At 51.4% G+C, this 17,880-nt stretch carries 16 protein-coding genes; 12 read left to right on the forward strand and 4 right to left on the reverse strand.

Going from position 1 to position 17,880, the window contains the following annotated elements:
• Positions 1-3: 3 nt before the first annotated feature.
• The 11 genes from LKE53_01110 (at position 4) to LKE53_01160 (ending at position 13,264) form a co-directional block, all read left to right on the forward strand.
• A complete protein-coding gene (locus LKE53_01110; protein ID MCH3971364.1) occupies positions 4-1,026 on the forward strand; it encodes a glycoside hydrolase family 130 protein in 1,023 nt (340 codons plus the stop codon).
• Between the two features lie 24 nt (positions 1,027-1,050).
• Positions 1,051-2,247: an AGE family epimerase/isomerase gene (locus LKE53_01115; protein MCH3971365.1), complete on the forward strand. Its 1,197-nt coding sequence runs from the start codon at positions 1,051-1,053 to the stop codon at positions 2,245-2,247.
• Positions 2,234-3,415 (forward strand): glycosidase, encoded by a 1,182-nt coding sequence (locus LKE53_01120; protein MCH3971366.1) that lies wholly within the window; start codon positions 2,234-2,236, stop codon positions 3,413-3,415. Before LKE53_01115 ends, LKE53_01120 begins: the two co-directional genes overlap by 14 nt.
• Positions 3,416-3,421: 6 nt before the next feature.
• Positions 3,422-4,939 (forward strand): sialate O-acetylesterase, encoded by a 1,518-nt coding sequence (locus LKE53_01125; protein MCH3971367.1) that lies wholly within the window; start codon positions 3,422-3,424, stop codon positions 4,937-4,939.
• A gap of 198 nt (positions 4,940-5,137) precedes the next feature.
• On the forward strand, positions 5,138-5,854 hold the full coding sequence (locus LKE53_01130) for a LytTR family DNA-binding domain-containing protein (protein MCH3971368.1): 717 nt from the start codon (positions 5,138-5,140) through the stop codon (positions 5,852-5,854).
• Positions 5,851-6,504 (forward strand): hypothetical protein, encoded by a 654-nt coding sequence (locus LKE53_01135; protein ID MCH3971369.1) that lies wholly within the window; start codon positions 5,851-5,853, stop codon positions 6,502-6,504. Before LKE53_01130 ends, LKE53_01135 begins: the two co-directional genes overlap by 4 nt.
• A 75-nt stretch (positions 6,505-6,579) precedes the next feature.
• On the forward strand, positions 6,580-7,197 hold the full coding sequence (locus LKE53_01140; GenBank protein ID MCH3971370.1) for an ATP-binding protein: 618 nt from the start codon (positions 6,580-6,582) through the stop codon (positions 7,195-7,197).
• 676 nt (positions 7,198-7,873) lie between these two features.
• Positions 7,874-8,860: a LacI family DNA-binding transcriptional regulator gene (locus LKE53_01145; GenBank protein MCH3971371.1), complete on the forward strand. Its 987-nt coding sequence runs from the start codon at positions 7,874-7,876 to the stop codon at positions 8,858-8,860.
• A 180-nt stretch (positions 8,861-9,040) separates the two neighbouring features.
• A complete protein-coding gene (locus LKE53_01150) occupies positions 9,041-10,942 on the forward strand; it encodes a glucose PTS transporter subunit IIA (GenBank protein MCH3971372.1) in 1,902 nt (633 codons plus the stop codon).
• Entirely contained in the window at positions 10,939-12,303 is a 1,365-nt protein-coding gene (locus LKE53_01155) for a glycoside hydrolase family 32 protein (protein ID MCH3971373.1), read from the forward strand. The genes LKE53_01150 and LKE53_01155 overlap by 4 nt, the downstream gene beginning before the upstream one ends.
• Complete coding sequence (locus LKE53_01160; GenBank protein MCH3971374.1) at positions 12,293-13,264, forward strand: carbohydrate kinase; 972 nt, start codon at positions 12,293-12,295, stop codon at positions 13,262-13,264. The genes LKE53_01155 and LKE53_01160 overlap by 11 nt, the downstream gene beginning before the upstream one ends.
• A 132-nt stretch (positions 13,265-13,396) precedes the next feature.
• On the opposite strand, the gene glgB is transcribed toward LKE53_01160, so the two are convergent.
• Together glgB and LKE53_01170 are read right to left on the reverse strand one after the other, a co-directional pair.
• The gene (gene glgB / locus LKE53_01165; protein MCH3971375.1) at positions 13,397-15,223 is read right to left on the reverse strand and encodes a 1,4-alpha-glucan branching protein GlgB; all 1,827 of its coding nucleotides are present in this window, start codon (positions 15,221-15,223) and stop codon (positions 13,397-13,399) included.
• Between the two features lie 127 nt (positions 15,224-15,350).
• Positions 15,351-16,166 (reverse strand): Cof-type HAD-IIB family hydrolase, encoded by an 816-nt coding sequence (locus LKE53_01170; GenBank protein MCH3971376.1) that lies wholly within the window; start codon positions 16,164-16,166, stop codon positions 15,351-15,353.
• A 219-nt stretch (positions 16,167-16,385) separates the two neighbouring features.
• Between LKE53_01170 and LKE53_01175 the strand changes: the two genes are divergently transcribed.
• Positions 16,386-17,048 (forward strand): HAD hydrolase-like protein, encoded by a 663-nt coding sequence (locus LKE53_01175; protein ID MCH3971377.1) that lies wholly within the window; start codon positions 16,386-16,388, stop codon positions 17,046-17,048.
• A 75-nt stretch (positions 17,049-17,123) separates the two neighbouring features.
• Here LKE53_01175 and LKE53_01180 read toward each other — a convergent pair whose 3' ends face one another.
• Together LKE53_01180 and LKE53_01185 are read right to left on the reverse strand one after the other, a co-directional pair.
• Entirely contained in the window at positions 17,124-17,420 is a 297-nt protein-coding gene (locus LKE53_01180) for a hypothetical protein (GenBank protein ID MCH3971378.1), read from the reverse strand.
• Complete coding sequence (locus LKE53_01185; GenBank protein ID MCH3971379.1) at positions 17,398-17,868, reverse strand: hypothetical protein; 471 nt, start codon at positions 17,866-17,868, stop codon at positions 17,398-17,400. The genes LKE53_01180 and LKE53_01185 overlap by 23 nt, the downstream gene beginning before the upstream one ends.
• Positions 17,869-17,880 lie beyond the last annotated feature (12 nt).

The raw sequence follows: 17,880 nt of genomic DNA on the forward strand, positions 1-17,880 counted from the left end.
AATATGAGCAATGTGAAACTTTATACGGGCAGCCTGCCCAACATGCCCTGGCAGGAAAGACCCGCCGGACAGCAAAACGGCCCTTTGTGGCGCTATACAGAAAACCCGGTGATTCACCGCAACCCGCTGCCGGGCGTTGCCCGCATTTTCAACAGCGCGGTCGTGCCATTGGACGGTGCCTTTGCCGGTGTTTTCCGCGGCGAGCAGACAAACGGCGTTCCGTTCATCTACTTTGGCCGCAGCAAAGACGGCATTCACTGGGATATTAACTCAGAGAAGATTCAGTTTACAGACGAAAATGGCAAGCCCTTTATGCCGCGCTATGCGTACGACCCGCGTTTGGTCAAAGTGGACGATACCTATTACGCCATCTGGTGCCAGGATTTTTACGGTGCAGCGATTGGTATGGCCAAGACCAAAGACTTCAAAACTTTTACCCGGCTGGAAAATCCATTTCTGCCGTTCAACCGTAATGCCGTTCTCTTTCCGCGTAAAATCGGCGGCAATTTCGTAATGCTTTCCCGTCCGAGCGACAGCGGACACACGCCTTTTGGCGATGTATTCCTGAGCGAAAGCCCTGACTTAAAGTACTGGGGCCGCCACCGCCATGTCATGGGCCGCAGCAGCGAGTGGTGGGAATCCCTGAAAATCGGCGGCGGTGCCGCCCCAATCGAGACAAGCGAAGGCTGGCTGCTGTTTTATCACGGCGTCACCAGTACCTGCAACGGCTATGTTTACAGCATCGGCGGCGCTATTTTGGATATTGACGAACCTTCCCGTGTCAAATACCGCTGCACAAATTATCTGCTGACTCCAGAAGAGTGGTACGAAGAGCGCGGCTTTGTGCCGAATGTCACATTCCCCTGCGCGACCTTGTGCGATGCAGATACCGGCCGCATTGCCGTTTATTACGGCGCAGCAGATACTTACGTGGCTTTGGCCTTTACGACCGTGGACGAAGTCGTTTCATACATTAAAGAAAACAGCGTAACCAGCCCGGACGATACTGAAGTGGGCAGACGGTGAGTTTTCCGCAAAGGAGGAAGCACAATGTATGTCAAAGATGCGGAACAGATGCTTACGCAAAAACTGATTCCGTTTTGGCAGGGCATGCGGGACAATGAAAACGGCGGTTTCACCGGCTGGATGGACTTTGACCAGAAGAAAAATCTCAAGGCAGAAAAAGGCTGCATTTTGCACAGCCGTATCCTTTGGTTCTTCTCTACAGCGTCTATGGTTCTGCACCGGGCTGACCTGCTGGATGATGCAACACATGCTTACAAATTTTTAAAACAGTATTGCGTTGATAAACAAAACGGCGGCATTTACTGGTCTGTCAATTATGACGGAAGCGTGCTCGACAGCACTAAGCACACCTATAACCAGGCATTTGCTATCTATGCGTTTTCCGCTTATTACCGCGCTTCCGGCGACAAAGAGGCGCTGGCGGCGGCAAAGGCTCTGTACAATTTAATTGAGCACAACTGCACAGATACGGTTGGTTATTTAGAGGCATTTGACCGGCAGTTCCGCCCGGTTTCCAACGAAAAGCTTTCGGACAACAAGACACTGCTGGCACAGGGCAAAGTAGCAGAGAAAACCATGAATACCCTGCTGCATGTGTTTGAGGGCTACAGCGGCCTGTATGAGGCAGCCCACGACCCGCAAGTCGGCCAAAGCATGCGCCATATTCTACAGATTTTCTTAAATTCTGTTTACAATCCCCTAAAACGCAGACAAGAAGTCTTTTTCGACAAGAACCTTAACAGCCTGATCGACATGCAGTCTTATGGCCACGATATTGAAACCTCCTGGCTTTTGGACTGGGGCTGCGGCCTGCTGCACGACAATGCCCTGGACCAGCAGGTGCAGGACGCCGATTCTGCATTGGCCGCAGAGGTTTACCGCAGCGCGTACCACAAGCATTCTGTATGGAATGAATGTGTACTGGGGCAAGTGGACAAAACCCGCGTTTGGTGGGTACAGGCAGAGTCGGTAGTCGGCTTTTTAAATGCCTATCAAAAGCACCCCGAACATAAAGAGTACCTGCAGGCAGCTGCAAATATCTGGCAGTACATCAACGACCACTTGGTCGACCCGCGCGCGGGTTCAGAGTGGTTCTGGCAGGTGGACGATGACGGACAGCCGGACCGCAGCAAACCAATCGTAGAGCCATGGAAGTGCCCGTACCACAACGGCCGCATGTGCTTTGAAATTATAAGGAGGGGTATCGATGCTCCATGCTGAGTATTACTGCCAAAAAGAAAAACAGGAGCGTCTGCTTGCCCGCCCTAATGTGCCGCAGGAGGGCTACAACGGCATTTTTACCCGCTGGGAATACCCTGTCTTAACCCGCGAGCATATTCCGCTGTACTGGAAGTACGACCTGAATACAGAAACAAACCCCTATTTCATGGAGCGCCTTGGCGTCAACACCGTTTTTAATGCTGGTGCGCTGGAACTCAACGGAAAGTTTTATCTGGTTGCCCGCATAGAGGGGGCCGACCGCAAGTCTTTCTTTGGGGTCGCGGAAAGCGATAATCCGGTACAGGGCTTTCGCTTTTGGGACTACCCGGTTCAACTGCCGGACACCTGCCCGGATGAGACCGATGTGTACGACATGCGCTTGACCAAACATGAAGACGGCTGGATTTACGGCGTTTTCTGCTCAGAAAGCAAAGATAAAAGTGTAAACGACCTTTCGGCTGCCACAGCTGCCGCGGGAATCGCGCGCACAAAAGACCTGAAGCACTGGGAGCGGCTGGAAAACTTAAAGACTCTGCATTCTCCTCAGCAGCGCAATGTGCTGCTACTGCCGAATTTTGTAAACGGCAAGTACGCTTTCTATACTCGCCCCATGGACAGCTTCATCGACACCGGTTCTGGCGGCGGCATTGGCTTTGGTCTGTGTGACGACATCTGCCATGCGGTTATTGACGAGGAAAAGATCACCAGTGCACGCCATTTCCACCGGATTACCGAAGAAAAGAACGGCGCCGGTGCGGTGCCAATCCGTACGGACCGCGGCTGGCTTCACATTGCGCACGCTGTGCGCAACACAGCGGCAGGTCTGCGGTATGTTCTGTACGCATTTGCGACGGACCTCAATGATCCCTCCAAAGTGATTGCCGAGCCAGGTGGCTATCTGCTTGCCCCGTTTGGTGATGAGCGCGTAGGCGATGTTTCCAATGTCGTCTTTACCAATGGGGCCATTGCCCGCGAAAACGGCGAAGTTTATATCTATTACGCTTCCTGTGACACACGCCTGCACGTTGCCTCTACCACGATTGATCGTTTGACCGATTATGTGTTCTCAACCCCGCGCGATGCAGACCGTTCAGCCGACTGCGTAAAGCAGCGCAGTGCACTGATTGCGAAGAATTTGGACATTTTAAAGGCGGAAGGGGAACTGTAAAGCATTATGAAAAAGGAAGCATTCTTTTGTGCGGCTGTATTTTCCAGTCACATGGTTTTACAGCGTGAAAAAGCAGTGGAAATTTTCGGTGCCGGCCGTGCGGGCAGCCGCGTGACGGTTACAATCGACGGCTGCCGTGCACAGTCTGCTGTCAAAGAAAGCAGATGGTGTGTCAAGCTGCCGCCGCACTCAGCCGGTGGGCCGTACACCATGGCAGTAACCGACGGCACAGATACTTTTACCTTTACAGATGTACTGTTTGGTGAGGTCTGGCTTGCGGGCGGGCAGAGCAACATGGAGTTTGAGCTGCAGAACTGCAAGGGCGGCAGGGCAGAACTGACCGCCTGCCAAAATGACCAGCTGCGCTTTTATAATGTAGGAAAATGTGCAAACCAAAATGAAGAACTGCTGGAGTCGGAACGGAAGAACTGCTGGCGGGTCAGCTCTGAAAAAGCCTGTGCAGATGTTTCTGCGGTTGCCTATTTCTGTGCAAAAAAGCTGCAGAAAGAGCTGCAGGTGCCAGTTGGTATTATCGATTGCTACTGGGGTGGCACCTCTATCAGCTGCTGGATGCCAAAAGAGCAGCTGATGCGCTCCTTAGCGGGCCGGCGGTATATCGATGTGTTTCAGGAGCAGGTCGGCAGCACAACGGATGAGGAATTTGAGCGGGACATGCAGGCGTTTCAGATAAAAATTGACGCTTGGAATGACCGCGTCAAACAATGCCGTGCAGTAGACCCGGATATTTCCTGGGCAGCACTCAGTGAGCGCTGCGGGGCATGCCCGTGGCCGCCGCCTATCGGCTGGCCTTCACCGTACCGGCCCGCCGGGCTGTACGAGACTATGCTGCAGCGCGTCATGCCGTACACAATCCGCGGCTTTCTGTATTATCAGGGAGAACAGGATGAGGACTACTGCAAAGATTACGGCGAGATGATGCTTTACCTGATTGCCCAGTGGCGTGCTGATTGGCATGACGAGGCGTTGCCATTCCTGTTTGTGCAGCTGCCCATGTATGCCGCAAAAGAAGAGTATGACAAAGGTCTGGACAATGGCCGCTGGTGTATTCTGCGGCAAAAGCAGCAGTGGGTCTGCCGCTTTGTGTGCGGCACGGCAATGGCGGTTGCACTGGACTGCGGGGAGCTCGACAACATGCACCCGACCAACAAAGAGCCCGTTGGCTGCCGCTTAGCGCTGCAGGCTCTGCAGAAAGTGTACGGCTTCCCGGTAAAGGCAGATGGTCCGGTCTGCACAGGCTGCCGCCCGGAAGGACATTCTCTGCGTGCTTTTTTTGCGCACACAGGCGGTTTCCTGCAGCTCAAAGGGCCCTGCGGCAGTGCATTTGAGACTGCCGGAGAAGACGGCCGCTTCTTTGCTGCACAAGCGCAGGTGCAGGGACAAACCCTGCTGCTCACCGCTGCAAAGGTGCCCATGCCTTGCCAAGTGCGGTATGCGTGGAAAAATTTTGCACAGACGCCGCTTTACGGCGCAGAAAATCTGCCGGCGGCACCTTTTTGCCGCTGAAAAATAAAAAGACAGCTGCAGGAGCTTTTTCGGGGCTTCTGCAGCTGTCTTTGCTGCATATAAGGAAAGATATTCCTAAATTACGACACTTTTGTAACCGGTTTTTTCCAGTTTAGCCTTTTCTACAAGAGCGGAAACATGTATAATGATAAAAAGAAATTTTTTCGTAAATGTCACAATTCAGCAGGAGTGAGGACAATGCCGATACCGATAAAAATTGCAGTATGTGACGATGACGCCGTTTTTTGCGAGCAGCTGAAACAGGAAATTGCACAGTACTTTGCGTCGCGGCAGTTGGAGGTGGAAATCTCTGTTTTTCATTCCGGAGAAGAGCTGACAGCACAGCCTAAAAGTTACCATTTGGCTTTTTTGGATATCGAAATGGAGAAAATGAACGGAATTCAGGCGGGCCGTTGGCTGAAAAAGCAAAACCCAGACGTGCTTCTGTTTTTCATTACGGCGTATGACTGCTACTTGGACGATGCCTTTGACCTCGACGCATTTCGGTACCTGAAAAAACCGGTGGACAAAGACCGCCTGTACCATGGGCTGGACGTTGCCCTGCAAAACAACCACCGCCTTTCCTGCATGATTGACGGCAAACTGCGTATCATTTTTGTACGGGATATTGTGTGTGTGTACGCCGAAAAAGGAAAATCTGTTTTAATTACGCAGGACAGTACCTTTTATACAGCTTATCCCCTGGCACATTGGAAAAAGCAGCTGTACGAGCCTTTCTTTTCGCAGCCGCACAGCAGCTATATTATCAATTTCTATTATGTTGCCAAGTTTGAAAAGGAAGCGGTAACCCTGCAGTACGGCAAAAATCAAATGAAAATTTACATCTCGCAAAGAAGGTACTACCCCTTTCGGCATGACTTTTTTCAGTGGATGGAGAGCGGGCAGAATACATGAACACTGCCGCAGCCATTTTTCTGTATTTATTTGAAGAAATCGTTATTTTCGATTATTTCAATGCTTTTTTTTGCTGCAGAAAGAACAAATGGGGTACGCTGGCAGCCTTTTCGGCGGGCGCTGCTCTGCAGGGAGCGCTGTTTTTCCCGGACAAAATGGTCTTAAATTTTGTGTTGTTTATGGCGGTCAACGTTCTGTTGCTTCATTTTTGCTATCAGGTCAAGCTGAAAATAGCCTTTTTTCAGTGCCTGCTCTTATCTGTCTTTATTTACGTTAGTGGTATGATTGTCAGTTCCTCTATGCATCTTGTTGCAGCAAAGCCTGACTTTGGCACGGATTCTTCGCGTATGCTGCTGCTTTCGGCTTTAAGCAAGCTTCTGTTTTTTGTTTTTTGCCAGATTGCAAAGCACTTTGCCGTGCGGGAAGAGGAGCAGAGCAGGCTGCCCATAAAGTCGCTGTGGTTGTACATGCTGCCGGCTTGTTCTCTGCTTTTGCTGTACTACGGCTATGCACTGTCGCTGCAGACTCAGACCCCATATCTGCAGCATGTTCTTCTTGCAGGTTCTCTGCTTCTGTTGTTTTCCAATATTCTGGTGTTCATGGTCTATGAAAATCTGGTAAAAACCATACATGCGGTAACCAAATTGTAGCTGGAGCGGCAGAAAGATAAAATTGAGCATGCCTATACCGGTATTTTACAGTCACAGAATGAAAATTCGCGTAGGTTGATCCATGATATCAAAAATCATTTAGCTGCGATCGAAATATTAGCAGAAAAAGGCGATACAGAAAAAATTAAAAACTATATTGCCTCTATTGATAAAAGCTATCAGCTTCCTACACAGGCTGTGGCACAGACAGGCAGTATTTTAAATGCTATCTGCAGCTATAAGCAGGAACAGTGTGAAAAAGAAGACATTTCTTTTACCGTGCAGAATACGGGTGCTGACTTCGCTTTTTTGGATGATGCAGATCTCTGCACAGTTTTAACCAACTTGTTGGATAATGCAATGGAGGCCAGCCGTGTTTCACAGGAAAAGAAAGTTTCGGTTTTGTTTTCTGCCCGCAAAAACTGTTTCCAGACGATGAATGTATGTAACAGCTGTGACAGGCCGCCACTGCTTTTTGGCCGCTGCTTGATTTCGCGCAAAAAGGGCAGTGGGCATGGTTTGGGTATGCGCAGCATTGAGACGGTCGTAAAAAAATACAGTGGTGTGCTGGACTACCGCTATGACGACAAAAAGCGGGTGTTTCATGCCAATGTCCTTTTTCCGCAACCGGCTTCTTTTGCTCATAAAACAGCTCTTGCTGCTTCAGGAAAAAAGACAAAAGCTGTAAAATGATAGAACAATCTATATCGTTTATCACTCGTTTTTTATCACTTATCGCTTTCGTGTTGCAAATCACGAAACAAAAAGCGTAAACTAGAAAGCGTTCTAGAAATTCTTTTTCATCGATTATAACCAAGGCATTTAAAAAGCTGCTGAATGCAGACCCCTGTTCTGTACAGAGCTTTTTGGTGCCGGCAAATCGCCGGGGACTGCACTGTAAACTTTGTGAAAGCACGTTGTGTGCAACACGAATGAATGTGGCTTTATGTCACCTTTTGGTGCAGTTTACAGTAAAAGACAGCCAAAAATTCCGTTTCTTTGTTGTTTAAGTTCAGAATGTTTTGTCTTCAATGTTTTGCCTCTTTTCTTCTGTAGATCAATTTTGCAGTTAGCCCCTGCAGAGTTGTATGGCTGTCTTGGCAGGAAAGCCTGCTTTGTGAAAGTTAAAATGCCCGGCGCTGGTTTTGGGATAGAGTAACTGCCGCATCAGTTACTCTATCCTTTTTATTTTTTTCGCTGCGGCGCTGCTTTTGTGCAGAGAAAAGAAGCTTTTTGGCATAAATGTGATATAATAAAAAATATATCAGATGGTTTTTCATATATTTTGCAGAAGTACTGGAATTTTGTGCAAAAAAGGCCATGCCGGCTGATGACAGTGAAATCGATTTCACAGGGAGCTTAGCAAATTATGAATATTACCGAGATTGCAAAGTTGGCGGGCGTCTCAAAGGCGGCGGTCAGCCGCTACTTTAACGGCGGGTATTTAAGTGCGGAAAAGAGTGAAGCAGTCAGGCGGGTAGTGGAGCAGACTGGCTATGAGCCAAATGTGCAGGCGCAAATGCTGCGCCGCCAGCGCACCCGGCAAATCGGCGTGGTGCTGCCAAAACTGAGCAGCGAAAGCTGCGCCCGCGTGACAGACGGTATCAGTTCTGTCCTGAGCGGCTATGGCTACCAGTTGATGCTGGCGAATACGGCAAATGACCCGAGCAAAGAGATTGCCTATCTTGACCTGCTGCGCCGGCACCATGTTGAGGGGGTCATTTTCCTTGCCAGTATTTTTACGCCGGAGCACGACAGCGTGCTGAAAAACATGCACATTCCGGTAGTCATTGTCGGGCAGCGGCATGCGGGCTACAACTGTGTCTATCACGATGACCGTGGTGCGGCAGAGGCCGTAACCAGTTTAATGCTGCGCCATGGCTGTCGCAGGCCCGGCTATATCGGGGTCACGGCAAAAGACCACGCCGCCGGCTACGAGCGGCTGCAGGGCTATCTGCAGGCGCTGAAAGCGGCCGGCCTGCATGCGCAAGAGCGCTTTATGAAAACGGCTGCGTTCAATATGGATGCCGGCTATGAAAAAGCGAAAGAACTGCTTTGCGAGCGTGAGCGGCCCGACGGCATTTTCTGTGCGACTGACAACATCGCTGTCGGTGCCATGCAGTACTGCCGTAAGACCGGCCTGCGCATTCCACAGGACGTGATGGTTGCCGGCATTGGGGATTCCCGCATGGCGCAGGTCACAGCGGTGCCGCTGACCAGTGCACATCTTTTTTATAAAACCAGCGGGGAAGAGGCCGCGCAGATGATGCTGACGCTGCTGCAAAAACATACGAGCGGCACCCGCAGTCTGCAGCTTGGTTTTCAGGTGGCTGAGCGCGAGTCTACCCACCGATAAACGCTTAAAGTGCGCTTTTGATATGAAACCGTATGAAACCCATAACACTTTGTATGAAAATTGAGAATGCTTGTCAATAGACATTTCTCCCTGTATTCTTGTACAATATAGATAAAGGAAATCTTAGAAATCTAGAGAAGACTCCGAAAACACTGTATTGAAAAGGAAAGGAAGAGAGAGATGGACTACAAATCTTGTGCACAGCAGATCTTAAAGGAGATTGGCGGCAAAGATAATCTGATTAGCGCGGCGCACTGCGCGACCCGGCTGCGGCTGGTTATCTCTGACAACAGCAAATGCAACAAAGAGCATCTGGAAAACATCGATGGCGTAAAGGGCGTGTTTGAGGCGTCTGGGCAGCTGCAGATTATCATCGGCACCGGTACAGTCAACAATGTTTACGACGAATTTATCAAAGCGGCCGGCGTGACCGGCGCAACCAAAGAAGAGGCAAAACAGGCGGCTGTAAACAAAGCCCCCCTGTGGCGCAGAGCAATTAAGGTACTGTCCGATATCTTTGTACCGATTATTCCCGCTATCGTGGCAAGCGGCCTTTTAATGGGCCTTTTAAACGGCTTTGCCTCGATTTACCCCGCGATCGCAAATGACGGTTCTTACAAATTGGTTTCTCTGTTTAGTAACGCGGCATTCGTTTTTCTGCCGGTGCTTATCGCCATCAGCGCGGCAAAAGCGTTTGGCGGCAACCAATTTCTAGGTGCCGTTATCGGTATGATCATGATTCACCCGGACCTGACCAACGCCTATACGGCGGCAACTATGCTGGCTGCCGGAAAATCCGTTCCGCAGGTGAGCGTTTGGTTTGGCCTGTACAACATCAATCTGGTTGGCTACCAGGGGCATGTCATTCCCATCATCATTGCTGTATGGGTTATGTGCCTGATTGAAAAGAAACTGCACAAAATTGTTCCCTCTATGCTTGACCTGTTCGTTACACCGCTTGTTTCCGTTTTGGTAACCGGCTACCTTTCCCTGACCATCTTTGGGCCGGTGTTCTCTTTCTTAGAGAGCGGCCTGCTTTCAGGTATCAAAGCCCTGATTACCCTGCCCTATGGCATTGGCGGCCTGATTTGCGGCGGTGTTTATGCGCCGATTGTTGTTACCGGCCTGCATCAAATGTTCAACGGCCTTGAAACTGGCCTGCTTTCCGCGTACAAATACAACAACTGGATGCCGATTGCAACGGCGGCAAATATCGCACAGGGCGCAGCCGCTCTGGCAGTTGCACTGAAGACCAGAAACGCAAAGACCAAGTCAATGGCGCTGCCGTCCTCTCTTTCTGCTTTCCTCGGCATTACAGAGCCGGCAATCTTTGGTGTCAACCTTCGTTTTGTAAAGCCGTTTGCATGCGGCTGCATCGGCGGCGCGATTGGCGGCATGTTTGCCAGCTGGATGGGCATTAAGGCGACCGCCATGGGCATTACCGGCCTGTTTGGCATTATGATTACCACCGCGTACCTGCCCCAGTACCTTTTGGAAATGGCAATTTCGTTTGCGGTTTCGTTTGGGCTGACCATGCTGGTCTACCGCGAAAAGAAACCAGAGACAATCACTGTCGCTGCCGGCACAGAGCAGGCAAAGCCCGCCCTGCGTGCAGACGGAAAAACTGAGATTTCCAGCCCGCTTACAGGCAGCATTGTCGCACTGAAAGATGTACCGGATGCGACCTTTGCAGAGGGGATTTTAGGCCAGGGCGTTGCTGTACAGCCCACCGAGGGCAAGGTCGTTGCTCCTGCCGACGGTGTTGTCAGCACCCTGTTTGAGACACACCATGCCATTGGTTTGACTTTGGACAGCGGCGAGGAACTGCTCATTCACATCGGCCTGAATACTGTCGAGCTGGAGGGCGAGGGATATATGGCCCATGTTGAGGTTGATGACCGTGTTACAAAAGGGCAGACCCTTATCACCTTTGATATTCCACTGATTGAGAAAAAAGGCTACAAGACCGTTACGCCGGTTATCGTGACCAACAGCGATGCCTATGATGTTTCCGTCCTGGCACAGGGCAGTGTTCAGTCAATGCAGCCCCTGCTAGCGACAAAGAAAGGAGTGCAGGGATGAGTATAAATCGCTGGCGTCAGGCGTTTCATCTCGAGCCGCCGCATGGCTGGCTCAACGACCCAAACGGCTTATGCTGGTTTGGCGGCAGATATCATGTGTTCTTTCAGTACAGCCCGGAAAGTGCCGCGGGTGCCGGCGAAAAATGCTGGGGCCATTACGAAAGCCCCGACTTTCTGCACTGGCAGTTTACTGGAATTGTCCTGCGGCCGGATACGGCAGATGACTGCAGCGGCGTTTATTCCGGCAGTGCCGTGGCGGCAAAAGAAATTCTGCATTTATTTTATACAGGAAACGTCAAAATGCCCGGCAGCTACGACTATATCACAGCAGGGCGTGGCAGCAATGTCTTGCACGTGACCAGCAGAGACGGCCGGCAAATGAGCCCCAAGCGGTGCCTGCTGCGCAATGCGGATTACCCAGGGTGCACCTGCCATGTGCGTGACCCGAAAGTTTGGCACAGCGAGCAGGGGTGGAAAATGGTGCTTGGCGCCCGCAGCACAGCGGACAAAGGCCAGGTGCTGGTCTTTCACGGCAGTGACCTGGACCATTGGCAGTACGCCGCCACCATTACTACACCGGAACCTTTTGGCTATATGTGGGAGTGCCCGGATTATTTTCGACTTGACGGCCGCGGGGTGCTCAGTGTTTCGCCGCAGGGCCTGCCGCACAGCGCGCTGCGCTACCAGAATGTCTATCAAAGCGGCTGGTTTTCGGCGGCAGGCAAACTGGAAGAAGGGCACCTGGACGCCTTTACCGAGTGGGACAGAGGCTTTGATTTCTATGCGCCGCAGACTTTCTGTGCACCGGACGGCCGCCGTATCCTCATTGGCTGGATGGGTTTGCCTGACATTGCATACCAAAACCCAACCACTTCCTTGGGCTGGCAGCACTGCCTGACCGTTCCGCGGGAATTGTCGTGGGACAAAAAGGGCCGGCTGTGCCAGCACCCGGTGCGCGAGCTGCAGGCGCTGCTTGGCACCGCACAGACTCTTTCAGCCGGCAGCAGCACTGCTGCAACTCTGCCGTTTGCGCTCTCTGCATCACCGGAAAAGAGCTTTTCCATTACCCTTGCAGAGGGACTTACCTTGCGGTACAATGAAGAAGAAAAGCTGTGCCAGCTATGCTTTACCGACAAAGCACTGGGCGGCGGGCGCACTCTGCGCAGTGTGCAGATGGACTGCTGCCATGATGTGCAGATTTTGGTGGATCGCTCGTCGCTTGAGATTTATCTTAACGGCGGTGCGGTGGTATTTAGTACCCGCTTTTATCCGAAGGAAGAAGAAATTGCCCTGCAGCTGTCGGGCACAGATGCAGCTTTGCGTCCGATGCGGGCTATGGAGGTGATTGGCTTTGTCCAATAAAAAATTGTACGCCATAGGGGAGGCTCTCATCGACTTCATTCCTGGACAGACAGGCTGCGCTTTTAGCGAAGTGAAAAGCTTTTCTCCGGCTTTGGGCGGTGCGCCGGCAAATGTTTGTGGCGCTTTCACCCGGCTGGGCGGCAAAAGCGAAATGATTACGCAGCTGGGGGATGACCCCTTTGGACACAAAATTGCAGATGAATTAAAAGAATACGGTGTGGGCACTGGCCACATCTGCTTCACAAAGGCCGCAAATACGGCGCTTGCCTTTGTCAGCCTTGGCAAAAACGGAGAGCGTACATTCTCGTTTTACCGCAGTCCGTCTGCCGATATGCTGCTGACGCCAGAGCAGATTGAGCGCCCGTGGTTTGACGATGCCTTTGCCCTGCATTACTGCAGTGTTTCTTTAGGGGATACCCCGATGAAGCGTGCGCACGAGGCTGCCATTCGCTACGCAAAAGAGGCGGGCGCCATCATTAGCTTTGACCCGAACCTGCGCTTTTCCCTTTGGCAGGATGCAGATGAGCTGCGCCGGGTAGTGCTTTCCTTTATTCCTTGTTCTCATGTACTGAAAATTTCAGATGAAGAATTGAAATTTCTGACGGGTACAGCGGATATTCAAAAAGCGTTGCCACAGCTTTTTCTGGGGGATGTGCAGCTAATTCTGTACACCTGCGGCAAAGAGGGAGCGTGGGCCTTTACACGCAGCGCACAGGCTTTTTCACCAGCCGACAAACAAACACGCGCGGTGGACACCACCGGCGCAGGCGATGCCTTTGCCGGATCGTTCCTGTACAGCCTTGCTGCAAATAATATTACCGCACATCAGCTTGCTGGTCTTTCGGAAGAGGAACTGTATCGTTTCCTGGCATTTTCAAACCGCTGCTGCGATTTCAGTGTGCAGAGGCATGGTGCACTCGCTTCTTACCCGAAACAGAGTGAAGTACAGGAAGAATTTTAAATAGCACTGTAAAAGCATCTGAATAAAACGATAAAAGAAGCGGGACTCTCGGCGGCTGTTATGCTGCCGAAGAGTCTCGCTTTTTTGTTTTCCTGTATTGTCTTTATATAGAGATTGTTTTGCTTTTTGCGTTTATCTTTTGCGGAAGACCAGGCCGGAGTAGGCGGGCAGGTCTATACAGATGCCCTCGGTGTTCCTGCGGCGGGAAGAAGTATCCGGATTGTGGTGGCCGTTTCCGCCGTAATCGGTGAGGTCCGTGTTAAAGACTTCCGTATAAGTGCCCGGTTGACGTACCGGCAGGAAATAGCTGATTGCAGGGCGTGCGGAAAAATTCAGCGCGATGTACAGCTCTTCGCAGCCGGTGGACTCTATGTTTTCTCGGCAGTACGAGAAGATACACCGCCCACTGTTGGAAAGATCCATCCATTCAAAGCCCTTGGGGTGGTAGTCACTGCGGTATAAAGCGGGGTTATCCCGGTAAAACTTCTGTAGGGCAATGACAAAGCGGTGAAAAGCGTCGTGCTTTGGGTATGTCAGCAGGTTCCAGCCGAGTTCGGCGTCCTCGTCCCATTCTTTAAACTCTGCCAGTTCATTGCCCATAAAATTCAGCTTTTTGCCGGGGTGGGTAAACATGTAGAGCCAGAACAGACGCAGCTGCGGAAATTTGTCGTCGTAGTCACCGTATATTTTATTGATAATCGTACGCTTGCCGTGTACGACTTCATCATGCGACAGTGGCAGTAGGAAAATATCATTATAAAAATAGCTCATGGAGAAGGTGATTTCCTGCGAAAAAGCGGGGCGCTCGTCTGGGCGCTTCATCATGTAGTCCAGGGCGTCATTCATCCAGCCCAAATCCCATTTATAGTCAAAGCCAAGTCCGCCGTACTCGACCGGCGCGGTCACTTTGAGAAAACTGGTGGAATCTTCAGCAATCAACATGGCAGTGGGGTGGCGCTGCTGCATGGCATAGTTGGCGTTGCGCAAAAACCACACGCCCGCGTCATTTATGCCGCGGTTTTCTTGGCCGCAGACATACAAAAGGCGGGAGACCGCGTCGTAGCGGATACCGTCAAAGTGGTAGTAGGTCAGCCAGAAATCGACAGAGGATTTCACAAAGCTGACAACGTGCGGTTTAGTGAAGTCAAAGAAAGTGGTGCCCCATTCGCTGTTTCGCAGCGAGGGGTCGGCGCTTTCATATAAATAGGTACCATCGAATTTACTGAGCGCATAGTTGTCGCTAATAAAATGCGCCGGTACAAAGTCCATGATTACGCCGATTTGCTCCCGGTGGCAGCAGTCAATGAAGTGCATCAGCTGCTGCGGGGCGCCATAGCGGCTGGTGGCAGAAAAATAGCCGGAAACCTGGTAGCCCCAAGAGGCATCCAGCGGATGTTCAGTCAGTGGCAATAGCTCAATATGGGTAAAGCCTTCCTGCTTAACATAGGGCAGCAGGGTATCAATGAGTTCATCATAAGTGTAAAAGCGGTCTGCATCTTTTTTCTTTTCTTTTATGCGCCAAGAGCCGGGGTGGACCTCATAAATGGAAAGCGGCGCATTGTAGTTTTTCGTGCGGGAAGCCATCCAGCCGGCATCGGTCCAAGTGAAGCCGTCCAAGTCACAGACTCGGCTGGCCGTGGCGGGGCGCACCTCTGCGTAAAAACCAAAGGGATCGGCCCGGTCAAAGTACCCCTCAGGGGTTTGTATGCGGTATTTATACATTTGTCCATCGCGGGCGCCCTCTACGAAAATAGACCAAAAGCCCGCCGGAGAACGCTGCATCTGCCAAGCGTTCCACTCGGAAAATTCCCCAATCAAAAAGACACTCTCTGCATGGGGTGCATATACCGTAAAGCGAAAGCCCGCTTGTCCGTATTCATCGGCTTTGTGTGCGCCCAGCGCCAGGTATGCTTCACAGCTCTGTCCCTGCAGGTATTCGCGCAGGATTCTTTCATACATGATAAAAGCCCTCTTTTCGTTTTGGCATTCAAGAACCGGCACGCCCGGAAGACCAAGCGGATTCTCTTACCATTATAAACGAAAAAAAGGCAAAAAGCGAATGATTTTTTACAGAAAGGAGTTCTTTTTACGTTTTGTGAAAAATAAATTTCTGCACAGCATAGGCGACGCCGTCATTATCGTTGGTGCGGGTGACAAAGTCGGCGGCTTCTTTTACCGGCGGCTGTGCATTTTCCATGGCGACCCCCATGCCTGCAAAGCGCACCATAGAGATGTCGTTAAAGCCATCCCCACAGGCCAAAAGAGAGCTGCGGTTTAGCCCTAGCCGGCCCAGCAGAACCGAAAGCGCCTGCCCTTTGTCGACATTATTCGGCATTACTTCCAGGTAGTACGGCTCACTGCAGTAAATGCTGCAGGTGGGGAATTCCCTGCGCAGAGAGGGCAGAAGGTTTGCAATATATTCCGGGTCGCCGGCAAAGAGAAATTTATTTACGTGAAAATCAATGCGCTGCAGAAGGTTGGGTACTTCTTCAATCGGCATATGATTGATACGGCCGTCCGAGCGCGCATACTGGCTGTCGGGTGTTTCGGTGACAATGGTGTCGCTGCTGTAAACCATTGTGACCAGCGGGTGCTTTTTATTCAGGCCGCACAGCCGCGGCAGCAGTTCCTGCGGCAGGTAGCGCTCGTAAAGGACATTGCCGGTCTTGCAAGACACAATTTTTGCGCCGTTGAAAGAGACAATGTAGCCGTCCCAGCGGTCCATCTGCAGCTGCCGGGCCAGCGGCAGTACGCCGGGGGTCGGCCTGCCCGAAACCAGCGCGAGCCGGACCCCCTCGTGCTGCGCACGCAGCAAAGTTTCCTGAGTAGCGGGACTGATCTTCTTTTTTGAAGTTGTCAAAGTTCCGTCCAGGTCCATCGCGATCAGTTTATAGTCCTCCATACAGCGGTCCGCCTTCCAGTAAAGTTATAAAACAGCGATTCTTATTTTACTCGCAATGGCGGTGTGCCGCAATGGACAGGAAAGAGAACCTGAAAGTTCCCGCCGCCGTTTTTTGTATAAAAAAGAAGAAGCCGCCGCACTTGCGCTTTTTTGGCGGGGCAAGTATAATAAAAACAGATTTTAGTAGAAAAAGTGAGTGCTATAGGAGGAAATACTACTTTGCAGTTATGCTACCAAACCGTTTTGTTTGATTTTGACGGAACTATTTGTGATACCGGCGAGGGCATTATTGAGTGTGTAAAGCTTGCACTGCAGGAAATGGGGCAGCCGGTGCCGCCGCTCGAGACACTGCGCCGGTTTGTCGGTCCGCCGGCCGAGCAGGGTTACATGATGTACTGCGGTATGCCGCTGCAGCAGGCGACAGAGGCGGTTCAGCATTTTCGCGTCCATTATAATGCAGACGGCTGGAAAAAGACAACCATCTATCCAGGTATTCCCGAGCTGCTGCGCGACCTGAGGCAGTGCGGTGCGGCAGTGTGCATTGCTTCTTCCAAGCCGCAGCCTATGGTCGAGCGCCTGCTGGAAAAGTTTCAGATTCAGCAGTATTTTACCGCGGTCAGTGCGGCCGACAGCAGCGACCAGCATTCTGAAAAAGAAACGGTTATCCGCCACGCACTGAAAATGTGCCCCGCCGCCGGCAGGGACAATTCGGTTATGGTCGGCGATACGCGCTTTGATGTGCTCGGCGCCCGTAAGGTTGGCCTGCCCTTTTTAGGCGCTGCCTATGGCTACGGCGGCCCCCAGGACCTTTGTGCCAATGGGCAGTCGGTGCCGCTTGCGGATTCCCCGGACGGCCTGCGGCAGTATCTTTTTCGCGCATAATATCTATTATCTTATATAAATATAAAAATAGAAAACCGATGCTTTGCAGGAACCCCGCGGAGCATCGGTTTTGTTTTATGAGTTGTCGCGATTTTTGTGCAGCCGCTGTGTGCTGCGCACCCCACAGACCAGTGCGGCGGCCGAAAGAATCAGCGTAATCACAAGCAACGGAAAATCCAGACCGAGCCGTGTCTGCGACAAGCGGATTTCGTCCCAGATAAGCAGGACAAGCAGCATGCCGGCCAGCAGAAAAGACAGCACAGCGGTGCGCAGAAAACCGGCATGGTTTGGTGCGGCGGCTTTGCCGCCCGCAAAGTGCTCAACAACTAAGTCCAAATACAAAAGGCATTTATTTGGCGTATTTCTCTGCATAGCTTTCTCCAAACCAAATGGTTACTTCCCGGCGGAAAGATTCCGGGCTGTCACTTGCATGAATCAGGTTTTGACAGCAGTGTCCGTCAATTTTGCACTTTTCGTAGCTGTCAATGCCAAAATCGCCGCGGATTGTGCCCTTTTCCGCTTTGGCAGGGTCGGTTGCGCCGGCAAGTTTGCGGATACGCGGAATGATATCTGACTGCTCAGACTTGACAATCATGGGCAGTACCCAGCGGTTGGTAAAGTAATCAGCGTACTTTAAGACGAAATCATTGCCTCTTTCAGCAATCACATCGGCATAGTGTTGGCAGAGCAGTTCTGTACTGGGCTTGCGGCAGTCCAGTACCTCAATTTCAATCCCGGCATCCTTTAGGCGGGCCATAATCGGCATGGTCAGACCGCGCTCAACGGCGTCCGGTTTCAGCATAATAAAACTGTAATACATCGCAAAACCTCC

The organism is Oscillospiraceae bacterium (assembly GCA_022483045.1).
Lineage (GTDB): Bacteria > Bacillota > Clostridia > Oscillospirales > Acutalibacteraceae > Caproicibacterium.